21 protein-coding genes are annotated in these 21,063 nt (G+C 70.9%); 4 read left to right on the top strand and 17 right to left on the bottom strand.

Features of this window, described 5'->3' with window-relative positions; all coding sequences use genetic code 11:
• Positions 1-38 precede the first annotated feature (38 nt).
• The 7 genes from ABD817_RS18695 to ABD817_RS18665 form a co-directional block, all read right to left on the bottom strand.
• Entirely contained in the window at positions 39-794 is a 756-nt protein-coding gene (locus ABD817_RS18695; protein ID WP_344919250.1) for a toxin glutamine deamidase domain-containing protein, read from the bottom strand.
• A gap of 552 nt (positions 795-1,346) precedes the next feature.
• The gene (locus ABD817_RS18690; RefSeq protein WP_344919248.1) at positions 1,347-3,035 is read right to left on the bottom strand and encodes a molybdopterin-dependent oxidoreductase; all 1,689 of its coding nucleotides are present in this window, start codon (positions 3,033-3,035) and stop codon (positions 1,347-1,349) included.
• A 239-nt stretch (positions 3,036-3,274) separates the two neighbouring features.
• Positions 3,275-3,883 carry an RdgB/HAM1 family non-canonical purine NTP pyrophosphatase gene (gene rdgB, locus ABD817_RS18685; protein WP_344919247.1) on the bottom strand — a complete coding sequence of 203 codons (609 nt, stop codon included), beginning with the start codon at positions 3,881-3,883 and terminating at the stop codon, positions 3,275-3,277.
• Positions 3,880-4,596, bottom strand: coding sequence for a ribonuclease PH (gene rph, locus ABD817_RS18680; protein ID WP_344919246.1), 717 nt, complete (start codon positions 4,594-4,596; stop codon positions 3,880-3,882). The genes rdgB and rph overlap by 4 nt, the downstream gene beginning before the upstream one ends.
• Before the next feature lie 5 nt (positions 4,597-4,601).
• A complete protein-coding gene (locus tag ABD817_RS18675; RefSeq protein ID WP_344919245.1) occupies positions 4,602-5,354 on the bottom strand; it encodes an MBL fold metallo-hydrolase in 753 nt (250 codons plus the stop codon).
• Between the two features lie 120 nt (positions 5,355-5,474).
• A complete protein-coding gene (gene murI, locus ABD817_RS18670) occupies positions 5,475-6,296 on the bottom strand; it encodes a glutamate racemase (protein ID WP_344919244.1) in 822 nt (273 codons plus the stop codon).
• A 107-nt stretch (positions 6,297-6,403) separates the two neighbouring features.
• Positions 6,404-7,195: a thioesterase family protein gene (locus ABD817_RS18665; protein ID WP_344919243.1), complete on the bottom strand. Its 792-nt coding sequence runs from the start codon at positions 7,193-7,195 to the stop codon at positions 6,404-6,406.
• A gap of 295 nt (positions 7,196-7,490) precedes the next feature.
• Between ABD817_RS18665 and ABD817_RS18660 the strand changes: the two genes are divergently transcribed.
• Positions 7,491-9,359, top strand: coding sequence for a DUF3352 domain-containing protein (locus ABD817_RS18660; protein ID WP_344919242.1), 1,869 nt, complete (start codon positions 7,491-7,493; stop codon positions 9,357-9,359).
• Between the two features lie 162 nt (positions 9,360-9,521).
• Here the strand turns inward: ABD817_RS18660 and ABD817_RS18655 are convergent, their stop codons facing one another.
• The 6 genes from ABD817_RS18655 to clpS all read right to left on the bottom strand — a co-directional run bounded on the left by ABD817_RS18655 (position 9,522) and on the right by clpS (position 12,766).
• Positions 9,522-10,469 (bottom strand): PLP-dependent cysteine synthase family protein, encoded by a 948-nt coding sequence (locus tag ABD817_RS18655; protein WP_344919240.1) that lies wholly within the window; start codon positions 10,467-10,469, stop codon positions 9,522-9,524.
• A gap of 138 nt (positions 10,470-10,607) precedes the next feature.
• A complete protein-coding gene (locus ABD817_RS18650) occupies positions 10,608-10,886 on the bottom strand; it encodes a MoaD/ThiS family protein (RefSeq protein WP_344919239.1) in 279 nt (92 codons plus the stop codon).
• An 87-nt stretch (positions 10,887-10,973) separates the two neighbouring features.
• Positions 10,974-11,111, bottom strand: coding sequence for a hypothetical protein (locus ABD817_RS18645; RefSeq protein WP_329091073.1), 138 nt, complete (start codon positions 11,109-11,111; stop codon positions 10,974-10,976).
• Between the two features lie 280 nt (positions 11,112-11,391).
• Entirely contained in the window at positions 11,392-11,808 is a 417-nt protein-coding gene (locus ABD817_RS18640; protein ID WP_344919238.1) for a M67 family metallopeptidase, read from the bottom strand.
• A gap of 9 nt (positions 11,809-11,817) precedes the next feature.
• Entirely contained in the window at positions 11,818-12,342 is a 525-nt protein-coding gene (locus tag ABD817_RS18635) for a DUF2017 domain-containing protein (protein ID WP_344919237.1), read from the bottom strand.
• Positions 12,343-12,478: 136 nt separating this feature from the next.
• Positions 12,479-12,766, bottom strand: a complete 288-nt coding sequence (gene clpS / locus ABD817_RS18630; RefSeq protein ID WP_329091067.1) for an ATP-dependent Clp protease adapter ClpS — start codon at positions 12,764-12,766, stop codon at positions 12,479-12,481.
• Positions 12,767-12,818: 52 nt separating this feature from the next.
• Between clpS and ABD817_RS18625 the strand changes: the two genes are divergently transcribed.
• From ABD817_RS18625 to ABD817_RS18615, 3 genes are all read left to right on the top strand, one after another.
• Positions 12,819-14,096 carry a nicotinate phosphoribosyltransferase gene (locus tag ABD817_RS18625; RefSeq protein ID WP_425583390.1) on the top strand — a complete coding sequence of 426 codons (1,278 nt, stop codon included), beginning with the start codon at positions 12,819-12,821 and terminating at the stop codon, positions 14,094-14,096.
• Between the two features lie 4 nt (positions 14,097-14,100).
• Positions 14,101-14,676: a nicotinamidase gene (locus ABD817_RS18620; RefSeq protein WP_344919235.1), complete on the top strand. Its 576-nt coding sequence runs from the start codon at positions 14,101-14,103 to the stop codon at positions 14,674-14,676.
• A 119-nt stretch (positions 14,677-14,795) separates the two neighbouring features.
• Entirely contained in the window at positions 14,796-15,551 is a 756-nt protein-coding gene (locus tag ABD817_RS18615) for a hypothetical protein (protein WP_344919234.1), read from the top strand.
• Positions 15,552-15,739: 188 nt separating this feature from the next.
• Here the strand turns inward: ABD817_RS18615 and ABD817_RS18610 are convergent, their stop codons facing one another.
• The 4 genes from ABD817_RS18610 to ABD817_RS18595 form a co-directional block, all read right to left on the bottom strand.
• On the bottom strand, positions 15,740-17,491 hold the full coding sequence (locus tag ABD817_RS18610) for a DEAD/DEAH box helicase (protein WP_344919233.1): 1,752 nt from the start codon (positions 17,489-17,491) through the stop codon (positions 15,740-15,742).
• Between the two features lie 290 nt (positions 17,492-17,781).
• A complete protein-coding gene (locus tag ABD817_RS18605) occupies positions 17,782-18,648 on the bottom strand; it encodes a hypothetical protein (RefSeq protein ID WP_344919231.1) in 867 nt (288 codons plus the stop codon).
• A gap of 98 nt (positions 18,649-18,746) precedes the next feature.
• On the bottom strand, positions 18,747-20,147 hold the full coding sequence (locus ABD817_RS18600; protein ID WP_344919230.1) for an MFS transporter: 1,401 nt from the start codon (positions 20,145-20,147) through the stop codon (positions 18,747-18,749).
• Entirely contained in the window at positions 20,144-20,806 is a 663-nt protein-coding gene (locus ABD817_RS18595; RefSeq protein ID WP_344919229.1) for a zinc metalloprotease, read from the bottom strand. Before ABD817_RS18595 ends, ABD817_RS18600 begins: the two co-directional genes overlap by 4 nt.
• Positions 20,807-21,063: the final 257 nt, after the last annotated feature.

Raw genomic sequence — 21,063 nt, 5'->3', positions numbered from 1 at the left:
TGCCGGGGAAACCGTTGAGAAAATTACTGGGAAAGACGTCACAGCCGCCGCCCCTCCCTGTCGATCACGACGCAGAACACGCCGGTCACCGACTCGTACGGCGGCTCCACCGCCATGTGGCCCCGCTGCGCGTCGATCCAGATCACCTCGCCGTCGAAGTTCACCGCGTTCCAGGCGTGGCTGCCCCCGGCGGGCCAGCGGTTGATGATGACCGCGGAGGAGCCGTGCCCCCCGGCCAGCAGCGCCTGCGCGATCGGAAGGTAGGAGTGGCGTCCCTGCCCCACGTACTGGAAGCGCTGCCCCAGCCACCGCTCCGCCCTGGCCACTCCCCCGGCCTCCCCGCTGAGCAGCGGCCTGCCCACCCTGTCGTACTCGGGCCTGCGGGGCGCGGCCACCGCGGGGGTGCCGTACCAGGTGGAGAGCACCGACAGGGCGCAGTCGATCGCGTTGGTCGCCCGGAACGGGTCGTCCGCCGAGCCGGTCCCGTTGATCAGCCTGATCCACATGCCGCGCGGGTCGGGGAAGCGGCGCGGGGTGCCCTGCTCGGTGAGGGGGACGGCCCGCAGCATGTCCTCCTCGATCTGCGGATCGGGCCTGGCCAGCCCACCCGCCACCCCGTACGGCCTGCACTGGTCCAGCCGCGCCGGACCCCAGCGCATCCGCTCCCGCTCCCGCTCGCGCGGCGCCGGTGCCACGACCGGCACCTGAACCTCCAGCTCGAAGTCCCGCCACCGCTGCCCGTCCACCGTCACCACGGGGTTGTAGACCCCCGTGGCCAGACTCCACTCGTTCACGGCTCCCCCGTCCCCATCCCCTGGGAGCCAGATAGTAGGACGGCCCTCTCCTCGACAGGGAAGAGTTGACCATTTAAAGCCCAGCGCCCGCCCTAGGATGGGCAGCAAAGGGGTCACTGCATGCGAGGGGCCTGGTTTGGTGCCGTTCAGTGATACGGGCCTCGTACGGAGCGGAAAGCCAAAGACGCGCAGGAACGTAGCTCAGATCTTCCCTCTCCTCCCGATAGCCTTGCGAGCCGCCTCGATTGTCCTTAACTTCAGTACTGCTTCATTAACACTGACCAAGATCGGCGATCTCTCCCAGGTGCACCTAATGAAAACACAGGCCCTACACCGGTAAATCCACAGCTCACAAAAGGTCGGCCCCGCACACGCAGGGGTGGTCCCACCCAGGGCACCAAGATCAACACCCTGGAGACGTCGGCCTCGCACGCGCGGGGATGATCGGGTGAAGCGCAGCCGATCGCCGTCGTCGTCGGAGTCAGCCTCGCATGGCGGGGGTAGTTCCTCGCTTGTCACGTCGATACCGAGGGACGTGGACAACATCCTGGGTCAGGCGACTTCGACGGTGATGGTGTGCCAGCCGGTGGCGCCGTTCGGGGTGATGGGGGCTCGGTCGCCGGTCTGGGTGTAGCCGGTGGCGTCGGTGGCGCGGACCTCGATGGTGTGGCTGCCGGGGGTGGCGTCCCAGTCGTCGAGGACCCATTGGCGCCAGGTGTCGGCGGTGGGGGCCTTGGCGAGGCGGGTCTGGCGCCATGGGCCCTGGTCGATACGGACCTCGACCGCGTCGATGCCCTTGTGCTGGGCCCAGGCGACGCCCGCGACGACGGTCTTGCCCGCCGGGACGGTCGCGCCGTCCCTGGGCAGGTCGATGCGCGACTCCGTCTTGATCGGCCCCTTCGCGGACCAGCCCCTCGGGGTCCAGTACGCCTCGTCCCGGTCGAAGCGGGTGACCTTGATGTCGGTGACCCATTTGGTGGCCGAGACATAGCCGTAGAGCCCGGGGACGACCTGGCGGACCGGGAAGCCGTGCTCCACGGGGAGCGGCTGGCCGTTCATGCCGAAGGCCAGCAGGGAGTCTCGGCCGTCCATGACGACGTCGACCGGGGTTCCGGCGGTCCAGCCGTCGGCGGAGGTGCTGAGCAGCATGTCCGCGTCCTTCTGGACCCCCGCGTCGCGCAGCACCCCGGCCAGGCTGACGCCCAGCCAGCGGGCGTTGCCGATGTAGGGTCCGCCGACCTCGTTGGAGACGCAGCACAGCGTGACGTCGGCCTCGACCACGGCGCGTTTCATCAGGTCGGCGAAGGTGAGCTCCACGGGCCTGTCGACCATGCCGTGGATCGTGAGAGTCCAGTCACGCGGGTCCACCTGAGGGACCACCAGGGCGGTGTCCACCCGGTAGAAGTCGTTGTTGGGAGTGACGAACGGCGACAGGCCCTTGATCCTGAAGTCGACCCCGGCGGGCAGCGGGGCGAGGGGTTTCACCGGCCGGGGCAGTGTGATGCCACCGCGCGCCGCGCTCACCTCGGCCCGCCCCGAGAGCGCGCGCCCGGCCACTCCCGCCACCCCGGCGAGGGCCACACCGCCAAGCGCGCCGGTCAGCAGGCCCCGGCGGTCGAACGCGTACAGGTCGTTCCCGGCCCGCATGACGGGCGGGGTCGACGACGCGTGGTGCTCGCCGGGCTCCTGCGGCTGCCCGGTCGAGAGAGCCGACCCGGTGTCGTGCGCGGCCCCCGCCGCGCCCACGGCATCGGCGCCACCGGACACGCTCCGGTACGGCTCGGCCGGAGCCTCGACGGGCACGAGGGCCTGTCGGACGAGCCGCCGGAGGGCGTACGCGGCGGCGCCGACCCCGGCCAGCGTCGGGAGGACGTCCATGAGCCCGGAGCCGGGGCGGGTGAGCACGGCGACGACGCCGATGAGGCCGAACGCGGCCAGGCCCGCCAGCCCGTACCGGAGATCACGGACGGCGGCCCTGCCCAGCGCGGCGGCGATCGCGGCCAGGATCAGGAGGATCCCCGCGAGCAACACGGTCTTGTCGCTCTCGCCGAAGGTGCGGATCGCCCACTCCTTGAGCGGTGCCGGGGTGAGGTCGACAACGGAGTTGCCGACCGCGACGACCGGGAAGGCGGAGGGTTTCACCAGGCCCGCGACGAGCAGGGAGATCCCTACCGCCACCGCGCCGGACACCAGGCCGATCAGCGCCGAGGCCCACGAGGGCACGCGCCTGTTGCTCTGCATACTCCGACGCTACGCCCCTACGGGCCCCCGGATTCTTACGCCCCGATTACAGGACCGGCCAGAAGCCTGCTCGCTTTCCGTACGGATCACCGCCGAGAGAAAGCCGGGTGATCAATTCCGCCAGGCCAGGCCGGGAGATGCTCCACGAGCGGGCCTCAGGACGAACCGGAGAGGTCGAGCGAGCTGTCACCCTACAGAAGCCAGACGACCGCTCCGGCCAAGGAGCGGACCGGAGAAGGTCAGACGACCACTTCGGCGATGATCGGGGCGAGGGCGCGGAAGGCGCGGCCTCGGTGGCTGATGGCGTCCTTCTCCGCCGCGGACAGCTCGGCGGTGGTCCGGGTCTCGCCGTCGGGGACGAGGATCGGGTCGTAGCCGAAGCCGCCGGTGCCGCGTGGAGCGGAGATGATCGCGCCGTGCAGCGCCCCCTCGGTCACCCGCTCCTCCCCCGACGGGAGGGCGAGCGCCGCCGCGCACGCGAAGTGCGCGCCCCGGTGCCCCTCGGGCACGTCGGAGACCTGGGCGAGCAGCAGGTCGAGGTTGGCCTGGTCGTCGCCGTGCTTTCCCGACCAGCGGGCGGAGAAGATGCCGGGCATGCCGTTCAGGGCGTCGACGCAGAGGCCGGAGTCGTCGGCGATGGCGGGCAGGCCGGACTGCCGGGCGACCGCGTGCGCCTTGAGCAGGGCGTTCTCCGCGAAGGTCAGGCCGGTCTCGGCGACATCGCCGATCTCGGGGAACTCCTCAAGCCCGACGATCTCCACCGGGATCGCGGCGTCGGCGAGGATCCGGCGCAGCTCGGCGATCTTCCCGGCGTTCCGGGTGGCGAGGACGACACGTGGTGCGCTCATGCCAGGGCCTCCCGCTGGAGGCGGGTGAGCTCGGCGCACCCTGCCGCGCCGAGGTCGAGCAGCTCGTCGAGGGCGGCGCGGTCGAACGGCTTGCCCTCGGCGGTGCCCTGGACCTCGACGAACGCGCCGGAGCCGGTCATCACCACGTTCATGTCCGTCTCGGCGGCGACGTCCTCGGTGTAGCAGAGGTCGAGCAGCGCCGTGGAGCCGACGACGCCGACGGAAACCGCCGCGACCGAGTCGACCAGCGGGTCTCCGCCGCACATCTTGCGCTTGCGCATCCACGCGACCGCGTCGACCAGTGCCACGTACGCCCCGGTGATGGCGGCGGTGCGGGTGCCGCCGTCGGCCTGGAGCACGTCGCAGTCGATGACGATCGAGTTCTCGCCCAGCGTCTTGTAGTCGACGCAGGCGCGCAGGGAGCGGCCGATCAGGCGGGAGATCTCGTGCGTACGGCCGCCGATCTTGCCGCGTACCGACTCGCGGTCGTTGCGGGTGTTCGTGGCGCGCGGCAGCATGGCGTACTCGGCCGTGATCCAGCCCTGACCGCTGCCCCGGCGCCAGCGCGGCACGCTGTCCTGCACGGAGGCGGCGCAGAGCACCTTGGTGCCGCCGAACTCGACGAGCACCGAGCCCTCTGCGTGCGCGAGCCAGCCTCGGGTGATGGTGACGGGGCGGAGTTGATCGGGAGAACGTCCATCTGCGCGAGCCATGACGTTCACCCTAGGTCATACCGGGCCCCGCTCCGTGCGAGTTCCATCCGCCCGCCGAACCCCCCGCGGGAGGCGTCCTCCATGACGCGGTCCCGGTCGTTCCAGGGCACCAGGTGGGTGAGGACCAGGGTGTCCACGTCCGCCTTGGCCGCGTGCTCGGCCGCCTGGCGGCCGTTCAGGTGCAGGCCGGTGGGGAGGCCGGGCTTGTCGAGATGCGACGCCTCGCACAGGAGCACGTCGGCCCCCGAGGCGAGTTCGACCAGTTCGGCGCTCTCGCCGGTGTCGCCGGAGTAGGCCACCGAGCGCCCGCCGTGGGAGACCCTGAACCCGTACGTCTCCACGGGATGGTTCACCAGCGCGGCCGTCACCTCGAACGGGCCGATCTCGAACATCCCGGGCGTCAGGCCCACGAAGTCGAAGGCCGTGTCGAGCGACGGCTCGTCCGGCATCGCGTAGGCGGAGTCCAGCCGCTCCCGCGCGCCCGAGGGCGCGTACACCGGCACCCGGGGCAGCGGGCCCTCGGGCGAGTAGGTGCGCACCACGTGGTACGGGCACATGTCGAGGCAGTGATCGGCGTGCAGGTGCGACAGGCATATCGCGTCCACGTCGTACAGACCCATGTACTTCTGGAGCGCGCCGAGCGCGCCGTTCCCGAAGTCGAGCAGCATGCGGAACCCCTCCGCCTCCAGCAGGTAGCAGGAGGAGGGGCTGTCAGGCCCGGGGAAACTCCCCGAGCATCCAATGATCGTCAGTTTCACGGCGGCCTCCTACGGTTACTGTGCGGCGCCGCGTGCCACGGCGCGGGCGCCGGTGGCCGGTGTCCGTCCCCCTTCGTCCGCCGATCTCCGGCGCTCCCCCTACGGAGCGCCTGAGCACCGTCACACGCGATGCCCGTTGTTCGGAACATCCCCTACTACCGCCACTTCGACCGCCTGGATCTCCGGTCCGAGGAACCGTCGTCCGAGGTCTGCGAAGAGGCCCGCGTCGCCGGTGGCGCGGAAACGGTGTCCTGGCGCGCCCCCCACGGCGGCCAGGCTCCGGTCGTGCAGGACGCGGTAGACGTCCTTGGCGGTCTCGTCGGCGCTCGACACCAGCGTGACGCCGTCTCCCACCACGTAGGAGATCGGCCCGGTGAGGAGCGGGTAGTGCGTACATCCCAGGATCAGCGTGTCGCATCCGTCGGCGAGCACCGGCTCCAGGTACTCGCGGATGACGTCGATGAGCTCGTCGCTCATCGTCTCCCCCCGCTCCACGAACTCCACCAGTCGCGGTGCCGCCACCCCGGTCAGCCGGACGTCGGGAGCCGCGGCGAACGCGTCGTGGTACGCCATCGACTCGATCGTGGCCCTGGTCCCGACCACCCCGACCCTGCCGTTGCGGGTGGCCCGCACGGCACGGCGCGTCGCCGGTTGGATCACCTCGACGACCGGGACGGCGTAGCGTTCCCTGGCGTCGCGGAGCACCGCCGCGCTGGCGCTGTTGCACGCGATCACCAGCATCTTGACGTCGTGCTCGACGAGGTGGTCCATCACCTCCAGCGCGTAGGCGCGAACCTGCGCGATGCTCTTGGGGCCGTACGGCTGTCTCGCCGTGTCGGCCACATAGAGGATCGACTCGTTGGGCAGCTGATCGATGATCGCTCGGGCCACCGTGAGACCGCCGACACCACTGTCAAAGATTCCAATACTCGCTTGCGACACAGTTCCCAAGGCTAGGCGACCTGGGACGACCGATCACGGTAAGAATCCTCACAACGCTGATTGCCAGCTCAGCCATGTATTTTTCGTGACATTCAGCCGTACGGAGGTCAGCCTCGCCCGATGCGGGCCAGCTGGCGGGACTGGGCGACCAGGCGGCCCGCGGAGTCCCAGACCTCGACCTCCTCGTCGAACCAGCCGTCGCTGATCAGGCGGCCTCCGGCCAGGAGGGTGAGCCGGCCGGGGGCGGGCAGGGCGCGCAGGTGCCAGGTGAGGTCGACCGTGGGGGCCCAGTGGCGCTCTCCGGCGGAGAAGACCACCGGCGGGAGGGCGTCCACGGCGAACGCCAGCACGTACGGGTCGGGGTCCTGCGGCTCGGCCATCCGGAAGTAGGCGCGGGCCTCGGGCCTGCCGGTGGGCCTGCCGTCGAGCCAGCCGATCGTGGGAGGGTCGAAGGCCAGCTCCATCTGGGCCGCGAGCGTCATGTTCGACTCGGCCTTGGGAACGGGCAGCGAGACGCACCGCTCGATCGGCGGCATCACCACCGAGGGCCCGTCCGTCCAGTCGGGGGCGGCATCGCCGAGGGTCGCGGTCGTGACGAGTCCCTCGATGAAGGAGTCGCCGTCCTGGACCAGGGTCGCCCGGGTCATCGTGACGGTGCGGCCGGTCTTGATCTGCTCCAGGCGCACCTGCGCGGGGCCGGGCCTGGCCGCGCGCGGGAACTGGACAGCCGTGGTCACCGGGTGCTCGTGGGGGGAGGCGTCCACGACCGCGCGCAGCAGCACGGCCATCAGGTAGCCGCCGTTGAGGGGACCGCCGACCGAGTATCCGGTGTCGAGGCACACGTCGTAGGTGGTCTCGTCCACCCTGATGGCCGCTGTCGCCTCGTCGAACTTCGTCATCCACGCTCCCGAACCTTGTTCTAGAGGGGTCACTCTACCCATTCCGTACGGCCTTCGCCTCCCCGGGCCGGTCCCGGGCACCGGAATCTCCGGGAAAACGGGGACTCACGATAAGGAGGAGATGGCAGTGACCTGCGGGAACAGAACGACAAAGGCGGCGATGGGCCATAAAGCCGTGCTGAGCAGGGGTTGGTCCCCTTAGATGGACCAATCACATAGTTAGTTCAATGCAAGCGGGTTGCTAGCAATGTGCACTAACTTCTCCCTATCCGCGAAGTCCACATTGTGAGTGATCATGCCTGCCAACAATCCCCCCGACCAGTCGCCCACGCCGGGTCAGCAACCCGACAGGACGATCGCCTACCGTTGGAACGAGGGCGCGCAGCGAAACGACCAGCCGCACACACAGGCCTATCCACAGAACGGCCAGCCCGGATACCCACAGCCTTCCGGCGGCTACCAGCAGGGGCAGCCCTACCCGCAGCAGGGCCAGCCCTACCAGCAGCAGAACCCCCAGCAGGGATACCAGCAGCAACAGCCGTACGGACAGCAGAACTACGGCCAGCAGGCCGCTCAGCAGCCGTACGGACAGCAGTATGGCCAGCAGCAGCCCGGCTACCAGCAACAGCAGCAGCAGAACTACGGTCAGCAGGCGTACGCGCAGCAGCCCGGGAACTGGCAGCAGGGCCCCGACTTCCTGAGCGCCGGGCCGCCCCCCGGGCCTCCCGCCCGCAAGGGCGGTAAGGGCTGGCTGCTCGCGGTGATCGCCGCGCTGGTCGTCGCCCTGGTGGGCGGCGGCGGCTTCTTCGCGGTCAACCTGCTCAGCGGCGGCGGCGCGCAGCCGCACGACGTCCTGCCCGGCAACGCCATCGGCTACGTGCGCCTCGACCTCGACCCGGCCGCGAACCAGAAGGTGGCGCTGTTCACCATCGCCAGGAAGTTCACGGTCACCAAGGACTCCTTCACCGGCGAGGACCCGCGCCAGGCGATCTTCGACCAGCTCAAGAAGGGCACCGGCGGCTTCGACAAGGTCGACTACGCCGCCGACATCGAGCCGTGGCTCGGCGTCCGCGTCGGCGTGGCCGCGCTGCCCCCGGCCAAGGCGGGCGCCGAGCCCGGCGTCGTGGTGGCCGTCCAGGTCACCGACCAGGACAAGGCCAAGGCGGGCATCGCCAAGCTGATGGGCGAGGAGAAGTACGGCATCGCGTTCCGCGAGGACTACGCGCTGCTCACCCCGACCCAGGCCGACGCCGACAGGGCCGTCACCGCCGAGCCGCTGTCGGGGAACGCCAACTTCTCCGACGACCTGGGCGCCCTCGGCGAGACCGGCGTGCTCTCCTTCTGGGCCGACGCGGGCAAGCTCGCGGGAATGGCTCCCCAGCTGGCCGCCCAGGACCCCACCGCCCTCGCCCAGATCAAGAACGTCCGCGTGGCGGGCGCCCTTCGCTTCGACGGCGAGTACGTCGAGCTCGCGGGCATCAGCCGCGGTGCCGAGGGTCTGGACATGGGCACCCCCGAGGCCTCCAGGATCGGCACGCTTCCGGCCTCCACCGCCGGTGCGATCTCGATCTCCGGCCTCGGCGAGGTGATCGGCAAGCAGTGGGCGCAGGTCATGAAGTCGGCCGACCAGGCCGCGGGCGGCGGCGTCCAGCAGTTCGCCGACCAGGCCAAGCAGAGGTACGGCCTGGCGCTCCCGGACGACCTGGTGACGCTGCTCGGCGAGAACATCACCCTCGCCCTGGACTCCAACGGCCTCAGCGGCAACCAGCCGAGGTTCGGCGCGAAGATCGTCACCGACCCGGCCAAGGCGCAGGAGGTCGTCGGCAAGATCGAGAAGTTCCTGGTGGACTCCGGGACGGCCGTCCCGCAGCTCGCCAAGGTTCCCGGTGACGGCGTCTTCGTGCTGGCCAGCGCGCAGGACTACGCGACCGAGCTCAACAAGGACGGCGCCCTGGGCGACAGCGAGACCTTCCAGCTCGCGGTCCCCAACGCCGGTGAGGCGACCTTCGCCGTCTACGCCGACCTGGACAAGGTGGAGAACCTCTATCTGAACGGCCTCCAGGGCGAGGAGAAGGCCAACCTCCAGGTGCTCCGCGCCGTGGGCATCAGCGGCACCCAGTCGGGCAGCGAGGCGTCCTTCTCGATGAGGCTCCTGTTCAACTGATCCACCTGATCCTGTTCGATCAAGCCTCCCCAGGTCCCCGGCAGGGCTCCGGCCCCGCCGGGGACGACAGATGACAGAGGGCGGGCGTCCCGGTGGGACGCCCGCCCTTCGCCGTCGCACTTTCCCCGCGCCCACCGAGCCCGTCGACGGCGAGAAGGACACTCAGGCCCAGAGCTGGCCTTCGAGCCGCTCCTCGGCCTCGTCCAGCGTCCCCTCGTAGGCGCCGGTGGACAGGTACTTCCAGCCGCCGTCCGCGACCACGAACACGATGTCGGCCCGCTCGCCCGCCTTGACGGCCTTGGCCGCCATGCCGAGCGCGGCGTGCAGGGCGGCCCCGGTGGAGACCCCCGCGAAGATGCCCTCCCCGGCCAGCAGCTCCCGGGTGCGCCGGAGCGCGTCGGCGGAGGAGACCGAGAAACGCGTGGTCAGGACGTCGGCGTCGTACAGCTCGGGGATGAAGCCCTCGTCCACGTTGCGCAGCCCGTACACCAGCTCGCCGTAACGCGGCTCGGCGGCGACGATCCGCACGCCGGGGACGCGCTCGCGCAGGAACCTGCCGACGCCCATCAGGGTGCCCGTGGTGCCCAGACCGGCCACGAAGTGGGTGACGGACGGCAGATCCTCCAGGATCTCCGGCCCCGTCGACTCGTAGTGCGAGCGCCAGTTGGCCGGGTTGCCGTACTGGTAGAGCATCACCCAGTCGGGGTTCTCCGCCGCCAGGCCCTTGGCGACCCTGACCGCCTCGTTGGAGCCGCCCGCCGCGGGCGAGGAGATGATCCGCGCGCCCCACATGCGCAGCAGCTGACGGCGCTCCTCGGAGGTGTTCTCCGGCATCACGCAGATCAGCTTGTAGCCCTTGAGCCTGGCGGACATCGCCAGCGAGATGCCGGTGTTGCCGCTCGTGGGTTCGAGGATCGTGCAGCCCGGCTGGAGAAGCCCGTCCTTCTCCGCCTGCTCGATCATCCACAGCGCCGGCCGGTCCTTGACCGAACCTGTCGGGTTGCGGTCTTCGAGCTTGGCCCAGATCCGCACGTCCTCCGAGGGCGAGAGCCTGGGCAGGCCGACCAACGGTGTCCGGCCGACCGATTCGATCAGTGAGTCAAAACGCATGGTGTACGGCTTCCGCTTCGGGTTGACCTTGTGGTGACAGACCTGGTGCCTCGCGGTGACAGCCCTGGAACCGCGGCGTGTGCCACCCGCCCCGCGGGAGATCGTGGAGCTCTCGCGGGGGCGGGCGGTGCCGCGCGGCTAGCGAGAGCCGCCGGCCACGGCGGGCAGGACGGTGACCGTGTCGCCGTCGGCGACCGGGGTCTCCAGCCCGCCCAGAAAGCGGACGTCCTCGTCGTTCAGGTAGACGTTCACGAAGCGGCGCAGCGCGCCCTTGTCGACCAGGCGCTCCCTCAGCCCGGGGTGCCGGGCCTCCAGGTCGCCGATGAGCTCCTCAAGCGTGGCGCCCTTGGCGTCGACGGCCTTGGCGCCGTCGGTGTAGGTGCGCAGGATGGTCGGAATGCGAACCTCGATGGCCATCGCGGGTCAATCTCCTTGCGTCGTCATGGGAGTAAAGCCCACCGGATCAGAACACCGGTGAGCACCGGAGGATTCCAGAAAAGCCGGTCAGCGACAGTCGTAGACGACGACGGAGGGTGTGTGCGCGAACAGGAAGTTCTGTACGGGCGCGACACCCGCGTGCCGTGCCCGAGGGCCGGGACGCGAGAGCACGACGTCCTCCTGGCTCGGGGCGGCGGTCAGCATGTTCACCAGTTTACCCAAAGGGTCCATTCGCCTCACGGCCGTACCGGACACCGGCGTCGGACGAATCCCGGACGCGGCCCGGACGCGGGCATCCGGACCCCTGGCGCTCGGACGCCTGGACGCCCAGCCCCTCGGACCCCGGCACACCCAGACGTCCGGGTTTCGGACGTGGAGGGCCAAGGAGGGCGTGGAGGCCAGGAGATGGAAACCCGGACGCGGGCGCCAGGACGCCCGGCCTCTCGGACCTCGGACGCGGCCCTCGGACGCTGGACGGTGACGGTCACCCGGAGGTGATCGTCACCTCCTCCTCGCTCACGACGCCGTCGACGATCCGGTACGAGCGGAACTCGGCCTTCTCCCCCAGCTCCTCACGGGTGGAGACCAGCACGTAGTGGGCGTTCGGCTCGGAGGCGTAGGAGATGTCGGTGCGGGAGGGGTACGCCTCGGTGGCGGTGTGGGAGTGGTAGATGACCACCGGCTCCTCGTCGCGGTCGTCCATCTCCCGCCACACGCGCAACTGCTCCAGCGAGTCGAACCGGTAGAACGTCGGTGACCGCTCGGCGTTCTCCATCGCGACGAACCGTTCGGGGGAGTCGGAACCGAGCGGCCCCGCGACCACGCCGCAGGCCTCGTCGGGGTGGTCCGCCCGAGCGTGCGCGATGATCTTGTCAACCAGTTCCCGGGAGATCGTGAGCATGACTGGAAGTTACCAAAGGGCACGGACCAGGGTGTCCTGGAGGTAGGTCAGCCAGTCGTAGATGACGTACGCCGGATAGCGGGGGTCGCTCTCGGCCATGTCGGCGATCTCGTCGTGCACCTCCTCGGTCACCTCCAGCCGGGTGCCGAGCGCGAGCCGCACGTCGTTCAGCGCGCGCATCCACGCCTGCGCCTGCTCCCTGGTCAGCTCGACCCGGCCGGGCTCGGCGCTGTCGAGCATCGTCTTGGCGTCGGCCCGCTTACCCTCGCGCAGCGTCGCCTCGGTGTATCTGCGGAACTCGGCGGCCGCCTCGCCGTCCTCGTAGGCCGAGGGGAACAGCCGGGCCAGCACCGGATCGTTGGACTGCTCGGAGGCGCCGATGCCGAGCGCCTTCTCCAGGGGGTCGTCGCCGGTCTCCCCCGGCTCGATCAGGCCCAGGATCTGCGTGACCAGCGAGCGCAGGATCGACACCTCGGCGGCGTCGAAAACCGTGATCACACCGCCCTCGCGCCCCGGCTTGAACCCCGAACTCATCTCTCGCCCACCATTCCTCGCGGGCTCCACCCGAGACCCGCCCGCCACCTTAGGCCCGTCCGTCGCTCCGAGCCCGATCGTTTCAGGCCCGGCCGTTCGCCGCGTGGCGACGCGTGATGCCGGGCCGCCCGCGCGCTCACGAATCCCGCTGGACGGTGGCCCACAACCCGTACGAGTGCATGATCTGCGCGTCGCGCTCCATCTCCTCGCGGGTGCCGCTGGAGACCACGGCCTTACCCTTGTGATGCACATCGAGCATCAGCTTCTCCGCCTTCTCCTTGGAGTATCCGAAAACGGACTGGAAGACGTACGTCACATAGGACATCAGGTTGACCGGGTCATTCCAGACGATCGTCAACCATGGCAGATCAGGCCGTACGTCGATTGACGGACGCTCGACCTCGGTTGGAGCGGTGCTACCCACATTCACCAGTCTGCCCTACCCCGGGCTTAGTCTTCGACTCGTGACAAAGAGCATGAGCACCGCGTTGCTTACCGATCACTATGAGCTGACGATGCTTGAGGCGGCGCTGAGAAGCGGCGCCGCCGCCAAGCGGGCGGTTTTCGAGGTGTTCGCGCGCCAGCTGCCCGGCGGGCGGCGCTACGGGATCGTGGCGGGGACCGGCCGGGTGCTGGACGCGCTGGAGTCCTTCCGCTTCGAGGAGGAGTCACTGGCGTTCCTGCGGGACAACGAGGTGGTCGACGAGCCCACCCTGGACTTCCTCGCCGGATACCGGTTCTCCGGGGACGTGGACGGCTACGCCGAGGGCGAGTGCTACTTCCCCGGCTCCCCGATCATGACGGTGGAGGGCACGTTCGCCGAGGCCGTGCTGCTGGAGACCGTGATCCTGTCGATCCTCAACCACGACTGCGCGATCGCCACCGCCGCCACGCGCATGATCCGCGCCGCCGGGACCAGGCCGCTCATCGAGATGGGCTCGCGGCGCACCCACGAGGCGGCGGCCGTGGCGGCGGCGCGGGCCGCCTACCTGTGCGGGTTCTCCTCCACCTCCAACCTCATGGCGGGCCGCGAGTACGGCATACCGACCGCCGGGACCGCGGCCCACGCGTTCACCCTGCTCCACGACTCGGAGGAACAGGCCTTCCGGGCCCAGATCGCCTCCCTCGGCGCCGGTACCACGCTGCTCGTGGACACCTACGACGTGGCCCAGGCCGTACGGACCGCGGTGGAGCTCGCCGGGCCCTCCCTCGGGGCGGTCCGCCTCGACTCCGGTGACCTCGGCCAGGTCGCCCACGAGGTCCGCGAGCAGCTCGACGCGCTCGGTGCCCACAAGACCCGGATCATCGTCACCAGCGACCTCGACGAGTACGCCATCGCCGCGCTGGCCTCCGCGCCCGTGGACGGCTACGGCGTCGGCACGTCACTGGTCACCGGCTCCGGCTCGCCCACCGCCGCCCTGGTCTACAAGCTCGTCGCCCGCGAGGACGCCGGAGGGGTCATGCGGCCGGTGGCCAAGAAGTCGGTGGGCAAGCCCAGCCGGGGCGGGCGCAAGGAGGCCTTCCGCGAGCTCGACGCCGAGGGCACGGCGGTCGCCGAGCTGGTCACCGTCTCGGGCGAGTCCCCCTCGAACGCCCGCCCGCTACAGGTTCCGCTGGTCAGGGAGGGTGAGATCGTCGGGCGCGAGAAACTGGACGCGGGCCGCGCGCGACACCGCGAGGCCGTCGCCGAGCTGCCCTCGAACGCCCACCAGCTGTCCCGGGGCTACGCCGCGATCCCGACCGTGTTTGACTGACCGCATGCCAACAGCACTGATCGTCGTCGACGTCCAGAACGACTTCTGCGAGGGCGGCAGCCTTCCGGTCGGCGGCGGCGCCGAGGTGGCCGCCGCCATCTCCCGGCACGCCGCCTCACACGGCTACGACCACGTCGTGGCCACCCGTGACTATCACGTCGACCCCGGCTCCCACTTCGCCGCCGAACCCGACTACGTGACCACCTGGCCCGCCCACTGCGTCGCCGGGACACCGGGCTCCGACTTCCACCCCGCCTTCGACACCGCCCGCGTCGAGGAGGTGTTCAGCAAGGGAGCCCACAGCGCCGCCTACAGCGGCTTCGAGGGCGTCACCCCCGACGGTACGAGCCTGGCCGACTGGCTCGGCGAGCGCCACGTGGACGCGGTGGACGTCGTCGGCATCGCCACCGACCACTGCGTACGGGCCACCGCCCTGGACGCGGTCGCGCACGGCCTGTCCGTTCGGGTGCTGCTGGACCTCACCGCCGGGGTGTCCGCCCCGACCACCGAGACCGCCCTCGCCGAACTCGGCTCCGCCGGAGCCCGCCTCACCGGAACCCCCGTGCTCCGCCCGGCCTGACGACCTCTCAGCATTCGAACGATCACCGGATCGGCATGGATGGGCAAACAGGACCATCACCGGCCGCGACAGGAGTATCACGGGGAGCCGAGACCTCTTACTACCGGTGGTGACCTCATATGTTCGTGCTCGGCGTCTCCTGGCTGATCCTGACCCCGCTGTGCCTGTGGAACCTGTTCCGCGGAGGGACGCTGGTACGGCTGACGAGCGTGCTGTCGCTGGTCGCGCTGGAGGCGGCCACGATCTGGGCCACCACCCTCGTCCAGGCTCCCGCGCGGACTCCGATCGCCGCGCCCCCGTCCCCGGCGATGTCTCCGGCGGTGTCCCCCGCGGCCCGGACCGAGCCCTGGCTCCGGATCCAGTCTCCGCCCACGGCGCCCCAGGCGCCGACGCCGCTCCCCGAGGCGGCCCAGCAGGGCGCGCGGGACACCCGGGGAGCACAGGCGGGGCCGGAGGGGCGGATCCCCGGGGACGGGCCCGGCGAGCGTGGCGCGTCCGGTGCGCGGGACACCTCCTGCCGGGGGCGGATGCCGGCCCCCGAACGGGTGCGGCTGGCCCGCCGCCAGGGGGCGCCGCGGGGTGTGACGCTCTTCTGGAAGGCCAGGGAGGACGAGTGCGACACCGCGACCGTGGTCCTGCATCACAGGAAGCGCACGATCAAGGTCTGGATGCGCGAGGACAGGGCGGAGCGCCTTTCCCCCGGCGCCACCACATGGCCCGTGAGCATCGCCGGTGGCGTGGCCTCCCTGGAGGTGCCGCTCACGGTGCCGGTGCGCGACACGGGGGCGTTCAGGGCGATCGACGGGCGGACCGGCAGGCCGATCGCCCTCATCCGGCCGGGTCGCGTACCGGAGGAACCGTCCGAGGTCCGGTGACCGGGACGGGCGGGACCGCTCGGGCGACCGGAAAGGCCCGAACCACCGGCCGGTCCCCCTAAAACGCTCAGATCGCCGATCAGGCGACCGGAAACGCTCGGACCATCGACCGGGTGACCGGAACCAACGGGGACCACCCGGCCGGGCGACCGGGTCGGACGGGGATCCGCCCGACCCGGTGACCGGTGTCAGTGGGAGCGCTGGGTGGCCCAGTGGCGGATCTTGTCGATCCGCTCCTGGATCTGCTCGGCGGAGGCCTGCGCGATGGCGGGCCCGCCGCAGGCCCTGCGGAGCTCGGCGTGGATGACGCCGTGGGGCTGGCCGGTGCGGTGGTTCCAGGCGCCGACGAGGCCGTTGAGCTCCCTGCGGAGGTTGGCGATCAGCTCGTGCGGGGCGAGCTGCGGCTCCTTGGGCTCGGGCCTGCTCCGTTTGGCCTTCAGCTGGTCGGACTGGCGCTTGCTCAGCAGGGTGCGGACCTGGTCGGGCTCCAGCAGGCCCGGCAGGCCGAGAAAGTCCTCCTCCTCGGGGGAGCCGGTCTCCGCGGCGCTGCCGAACTCGCCGCCGTCGAACAGGACCCGGTCGAAGGTGGCGACCGCCTCCAGGGTTTCGAACGGCAGCTCGTCGCCCACGACGTCGGGGTTGTCCTTCTTGCGCTGGGCGTCCTCCAGGAGGAAGTCGTCCAGCCCCTCCTCGGGGGGCTTGCGGTCGAGCACGTGGTCGCGCTCGGCCTCCATCTCCCCGGCCAGGCCCATCAGGGTCGGCACCGAGGGCACGAAGACGGACGCGGTCTCGCCCCGCTTGCGGGCGCGGACGAAACGGCCGACGGCCTGGGCGAAGAACAGCGGGGTCGAGATGCTCGTCGCGTAGACGCCGACGGCCAGGCGCGGGATGTCGACCCCTTCGGAGACCATCCGGACCGCGACCAGCCAGCGCTGCTCGGAGGCGGAGAACTCCTTGATCTTCTTGGACGCCGTGGGGTCGTCGGAGAGCACGACCGTGGCGCCCTCCCCGGTGATGGTCCTGATGTGGCGGGCGTAGGCGCGGGCGGTCTCGTGGTCGGTCGCGATGACCAGGGCACCGGCGTCGGGCACGCCCCTGCGCACCTCGGTCAGGCGCCGGTCGGCCGCCCGGAGGACCTGGCGGATCCACTCGCCCTTGGGGTCGAGCGCGGCCCGCCACGCCTGGCCGAGCTGGTCCTTGGTGAGTGGCGTGCCGAGGGTCGCGGCGATCTCGTCGCCCGCGCGGGTCCGCCAGCGCATCTCACCGGCATACGCGAGGAAGATGACCGGCCGGACGACGCCGTCGGCGAGCGCCGGGCCGTACCCGTAGGAGTAGTCGGAGAGGCTGCGCCGGATCCCGTCGCCGTCCTCGGCGTAGGTGACGAAGGGGATGGGGTTGACGTCGGACCTGAAGGGGGTCCCGGTCAGGGCGAGGCGCCTGGCGGCCGGCTCGAACGCCTCCCGCACGCCGTCGCCCCAGGATTTCGCGTCGCCCGCGTGGTGGATCTCGTCGAAGATCACGAGCGTCTTGCGGGCCTCGGTGCGGGCGCGGTGCAGCGCCGGGTGCATGGACACCTGGGCGTAGGTGATGGCCACCCCGATGTAGTCGCGGGAGGTCGCGCCCTGGCTGTTCTTGAACTCGGGGTCGATCGCAATGCCGACCCTGCTCGCGGCGTCCGCCCACTGCTGCTTGAGGTGCTCCGTCGGTGTGACGATCGTCACAGCCCGGATGATCCCTCGTGACAGGAGGTCGCTGGCGATGCGGAGCGCGAAGGTCGTCTTGCCCGCACCCGGCGTGGCGACCGCGAGGAAGTCACGCGGCTCACGGCTGGAGTACAGGTCAAAGGCCTCCTGCTGCCACGCGCGAAGCTTCGGCGCGGTGCCCCAGGCGGCACGGTCCGGATATGAGGGCGAGAGGTGGGATGCGGCGAAAGTGCTCACAGTGTCCCCAGGGTAATCTGCGCCGCCGACAAGACGTGCCGATCCGCCGAGATCCTCGCCAAGGTCGTCTCCTCGTGCTAGAGCTCCACAGAGCCGAGATCACCGGAACCTGGAGCCCGAAATCCGAAACCCGAAACCCGAAACCCGAAACCCGAAACCGCCCGCTTGTGGAACCGGGACCGGGGCCGGGACCGGCGGCCCACCGGGATTCACGGAACCGGCCCCCGCCCGCGGGAACCGCCCCCCGGGGACCGGGCCCCCGACGCGCGGAACCGGAGCGCGACGCCCGCTCAGCGCAGGCCCGCGATCACGTTGTCGATCTCGGCCCTCGACACGGGATCGTCCGGCTGGGTCATCGCGACCACGACCACCGGGCGTCCCCCGGCCCCCGCGAGGAAGACCACGCGCAGGTACGCCGGCCGGTTCACCACGTCCAGGTACTCCGCGCGCAGGGAACGGGTGTGCCCGGTACGCGCGCCCACGGTGATCTCCGTGTCGTCCACGACCTCCACATCGTCACCGTGCAGCAGGAGCCGCGCGTACAGGTCGCTGAGCTCGGTGGCGGCGGCGCGCACGTCGGTCGCGGGCTCGGCGGGCATGACCATCACGGTCGTGTTGACACCGTCGCCCGCGGCCGAGGTGAAGTCCGTGACCGGCGGCACCGTACCGGCGAGCCAGCGCTCGGGCAGCGGGTAGCTGACCCCCGCGACCGGGTCGGTCACCCGGCTCGGTACCGGGGAGGGCAGCGCCCGCAGCGCCAGCACGGCCACCCCGGCGACGACGCCGCCCGCCGCGGCCAGGGCGAGCAGCACGAGCAGCACGCGGCGCAGGCGGCCCGGACGGCGCTCGGGAGGGGCGATGGGCGTGCCGTACCAGCGGGCGGAGGGGGGGAGGTCGTCGCCGGGCTCGGGGATGCGGGGCGGCCAGGTCAGGTGGGAGCGGGCGTCGGACGGCTCGTCCTCGGGCGGCGGCCAGGGACGGTACTCGTCGTCCTCGGGTGCCGGCCAGGGACGGCGCTCGTCGTCGAGGTCCGGGTCCGCAGGCGGCCACACCTCGTTCTCGGCCGCCCGCGCGGCCCTGCGGGCCCGCCGGGATCGGCGCCCCCCGCCCCTGCCGGGCTCGTCGGGCGGGTCCGACCGGCGAGGTCGTTCGTGCACGGGACCTCCTCCCGGCGGCGACGGTCCTACCGTCCTACCACGCATCCCGCGGCGTGACCCGGCTATGGGTGATCACTGTTACGGGAGTGACCAATGAGTCATGGGATGTCCCTCATACGCTGGGCCACGAGCATCCCGAAGAGGCCGATGAAGGCCATCAGCACGACGATCGTGGCGTAACCGGCGGCGATGTCGTCGTGGCCGATCAGGTTGATCAGGCCCCCGCCGACGCCGATGGTGATCCCACTGCCCAGGGTGTCGACGACCTGGAGCGCGGCGGAGTTGGCGCCCTGCTCGGCATCGGGCGACTGGTGCATCGCGGTGACGTTGACGCTGGTCATGCCGATGCCCATGCCGAACCCGGCGACGACCCAGGCGGGTACGGTGACCCAGCCGCCGACCTCGGGTACGAGGGCGAGCAGGGTCATCAGGATGCCCGCGGTGATCGCCGTGGCGCCGATCCGCACCAGCAGCGGCCTGTCGTACGAGCGGCGGGTCTGCAGGTAGGAGCCGGTGCTCCAGCCCAGGGCGCCGAGGGTGAGCGCGACCCCCGCCCCTGCGACGGAGAAGTCGTGCACCTCGGTGAGGAACAGCGGGATGAAGGCGTTGACCCCGAAGAACGCCGAGGCGAACACCCCGCGCATCATGATCGTGGTGGGCAGGCCGCGGCCGAACCTGAGGGCCCGGGGCGGCAGCAGTCTCGGCAGTCCCGCGAGGAGGGCGGCCAGCCCCGCGACGGTGGCGATCCCGCCCGGCACCGGGGTGTCGTGGAGGTGGCTCACCCCGTACAGCAGGATCCCGGCGCCGCACGCCGTGGCGGTGGCGGCCAGGGTCATCGCGAGCGGCCTGGACCGGGGTCCTGTGGAGAGTGTGGGCGCCGGGGTGTCTCCGCCGACGCGCAACGCGGGCAGGAGCATCACGAGGGCGGGGACGACCAGCGGCACGATGCCGTAGAAGACCCACCTCCATCCGACGGTCTCGGCGATGAGCCCGGTGAGGCCGGGCCCGACGACGGCGGGGAGCACCCAGGCCGCCGACAGCGCGGCGAACACCCGGGGCCTGGTCGCCGGGACGTAGACCCGCGCGATCATCACGTAGATCGCCACGATGACGGCGCCGCCGCCGAGACCCTGCACGACCCGCGCGACGATGAACAGCTCCTTGGATCCGGCGGCTCCGGCCATGGCCATACCGGCGGTGAACAGCCCCACGCCGAGCAGGAACGGCCAGACGTACCCCCGCCGGTCGGACCAGAGCCCGGCGACGACGTTGGCGAGCAGGCAGGCGATGAGGAAGGCGGAGAGGCTTGCCCCGTACAGGTCGAGGGCGTCGAGGTCCTCGGAGACGGCGGGCATGACCGTGCTCACGGACATGCCCTCGAAGGCGATCAGCGTGATGACGAGCAGGATGCCCAGGGAGGCGGTCCGGTACTCGGGACCGAAGATCCGGGGAGGTCGGGGGGATTCGTATGGAGCGTCTGCTGTCTTCGGTACTGTCACCCGTCAAGGGTAGTGTTCGCCCCCCGACCTCGGTAGACGGCCCATATCTCCTGCATCCTGACGGCCTGACCCGGGGTGAACCCGGACATGCAGCGATCGTCGGAGTAGTCCATGAAGTTGTGGATCGGGTCGGGCCCGCCGCCCTTGCAGGTGTCCTTGACCAGCGGGCAGCCCTCGGTGGGCTGCCCCTCGGGCTCGGTGTCGGCCACGCCGTCGCCCAGCGGATCGCAGCCCTTCTCGAAGGTGTGCAGCAGCCCGAGCCAGTGCCCGATCTCGTGGACGGCGGTGTATCCCCGGTCGAAGCTGCGCATCGCCCCGCCGGGCAGGCTCCGCCAGTCGACGACCACGCCGTCGAGGACGGGCTCCTTGACGTATCCGTGGGGGTAGGTGGAGTAGCCGAGCACCAGCTCGCCGAGCTGGGCGAGGTAGAGGTTGAGGGTCTCGGGACCGCCCCTGCGCATCTGCTTGATCATCCGCTCGTGGGTGACGGGCTCGCGGAACCAGGCCGCGTTGACGGTACGGGTGACGCCGTCCAGCCTGAACCGGATCCCGGTGTCCGCGCCGCCGAGCCCCCCGGAGTAGGCGGCGTTGAGCGTGGCGATCTGGGCGCGTACGGCGGTGGCGGGCGCGCCGAGGCGGCCGTCGGTGATGACGTGCACCCAGGTGGGGACGGTGATGGGGAGCGCGGGCCGGGTCGGGCTCGACCCCCGCCGCCTGCCTGCGGGCACGGGGGACGGCGCGGACGCGGGTCCCGGCACCGCGAGGCGGGCGGCCCGAGGGGAGGGGGCACACCCCGGCGCCCCGGACGCGGCGACTCCTCCGCCGGGAGGGGCGGGAACGGCGGGACCGGGAGGAGAGGCGCCCACCGTGAACAGGCATGCGGAAACAACAGCGATCGCACGCCGAAACATGGACT

It is taken from the genome of Streptosporangium oxazolinicum (assembly GCF_039537505.1).
In the GTDB taxonomy this organism is placed as follows: Bacteria; Actinomycetota; Actinomycetes; order Streptosporangiales; family Streptosporangiaceae; genus Streptosporangium; species Streptosporangium oxazolinicum.
Note: the sequence above shows the minus strand (reverse complement) of the source record. Positions and strands in the feature narration are given on the sequence as shown.

Bases quoted from the DNA above. Each gene is read 5' to 3' on its own strand.
- rdgB (WP_344919247.1), bottom strand. From the start codon at position 3,883: ATGAGCGCACCACGTGTCGTCCTCGCCACCCGGAACGCCGGGAAGATC.
- ABD817_RS18660 (WP_344919242.1), top strand. From the start codon at position 7,491: ATGCCTGCCAACAATCCCCCCGACCAGTCGCCCACGCCGGGTCAGCAA.
- ABD817_RS18625 (WP_425583390.1), top strand. From the start codon at position 12,819: ATGAGCACCGCGTTGCTTACCGATCACTATGAGCTGACGATGCTTGAG.
- ABD817_RS18620 (WP_344919235.1), top strand. From the start codon at position 14,101: ATGCCAACAGCACTGATCGTCGTCGACGTCCAGAACGACTTCTGCGAG.
- ABD817_RS18650 (WP_344919239.1), bottom strand. From the start codon at position 10,886: ATGGCCATCGAGGTTCGCATTCCGACCATCCTGCGCACCTACACCGAC.
- rph (WP_344919246.1), bottom strand. From the start codon at position 4,596: ATGGCTCGCGCAGATGGACGTTCTCCCGATCAACTCCGCCCCGTCACC.
- ABD817_RS18665 (WP_344919243.1), bottom strand. From the start codon at position 7,195: ATGACGAAGTTCGACGAGGCGACAGCGGCCATCAGGGTGGACGAGACC.
- ABD817_RS18690 (WP_344919248.1), bottom strand. From the start codon at position 3,035: ATGCAGAGCAACAGGCGCGTGCCCTCGTGGGCCTCGGCGCTGATCGGC.
- ABD817_RS18655 (WP_344919240.1), bottom strand. From the start codon at position 10,469: ATGCGTTTTGACTCACTGATCGAATCGGTCGGCCGGACACCGTTGGTC.
- ABD817_RS18615 (WP_344919234.1), top strand. From the start codon at position 14,796: ATGTTCGTGCTCGGCGTCTCCTGGCTGATCCTGACCCCGCTGTGCCTG.
- ABD817_RS18635 (WP_344919237.1), bottom strand. From the start codon at position 12,342: ATGAGTTCGGGGTTCAAGCCGGGGCGCGAGGGCGGTGTGATCACGGTT.
- ABD817_RS18645 (WP_329091073.1), bottom strand. From the start codon at position 11,111: ATGCTGACCGCCGCCCCGAGCCAGGAGGACGTCGTGCTCTCGCGTCCC.
- ABD817_RS18640 (WP_344919238.1), bottom strand. From the start codon at position 11,808: ATGCTCACGATCTCCCGGGAACTGGTTGACAAGATCATCGCGCACGCT.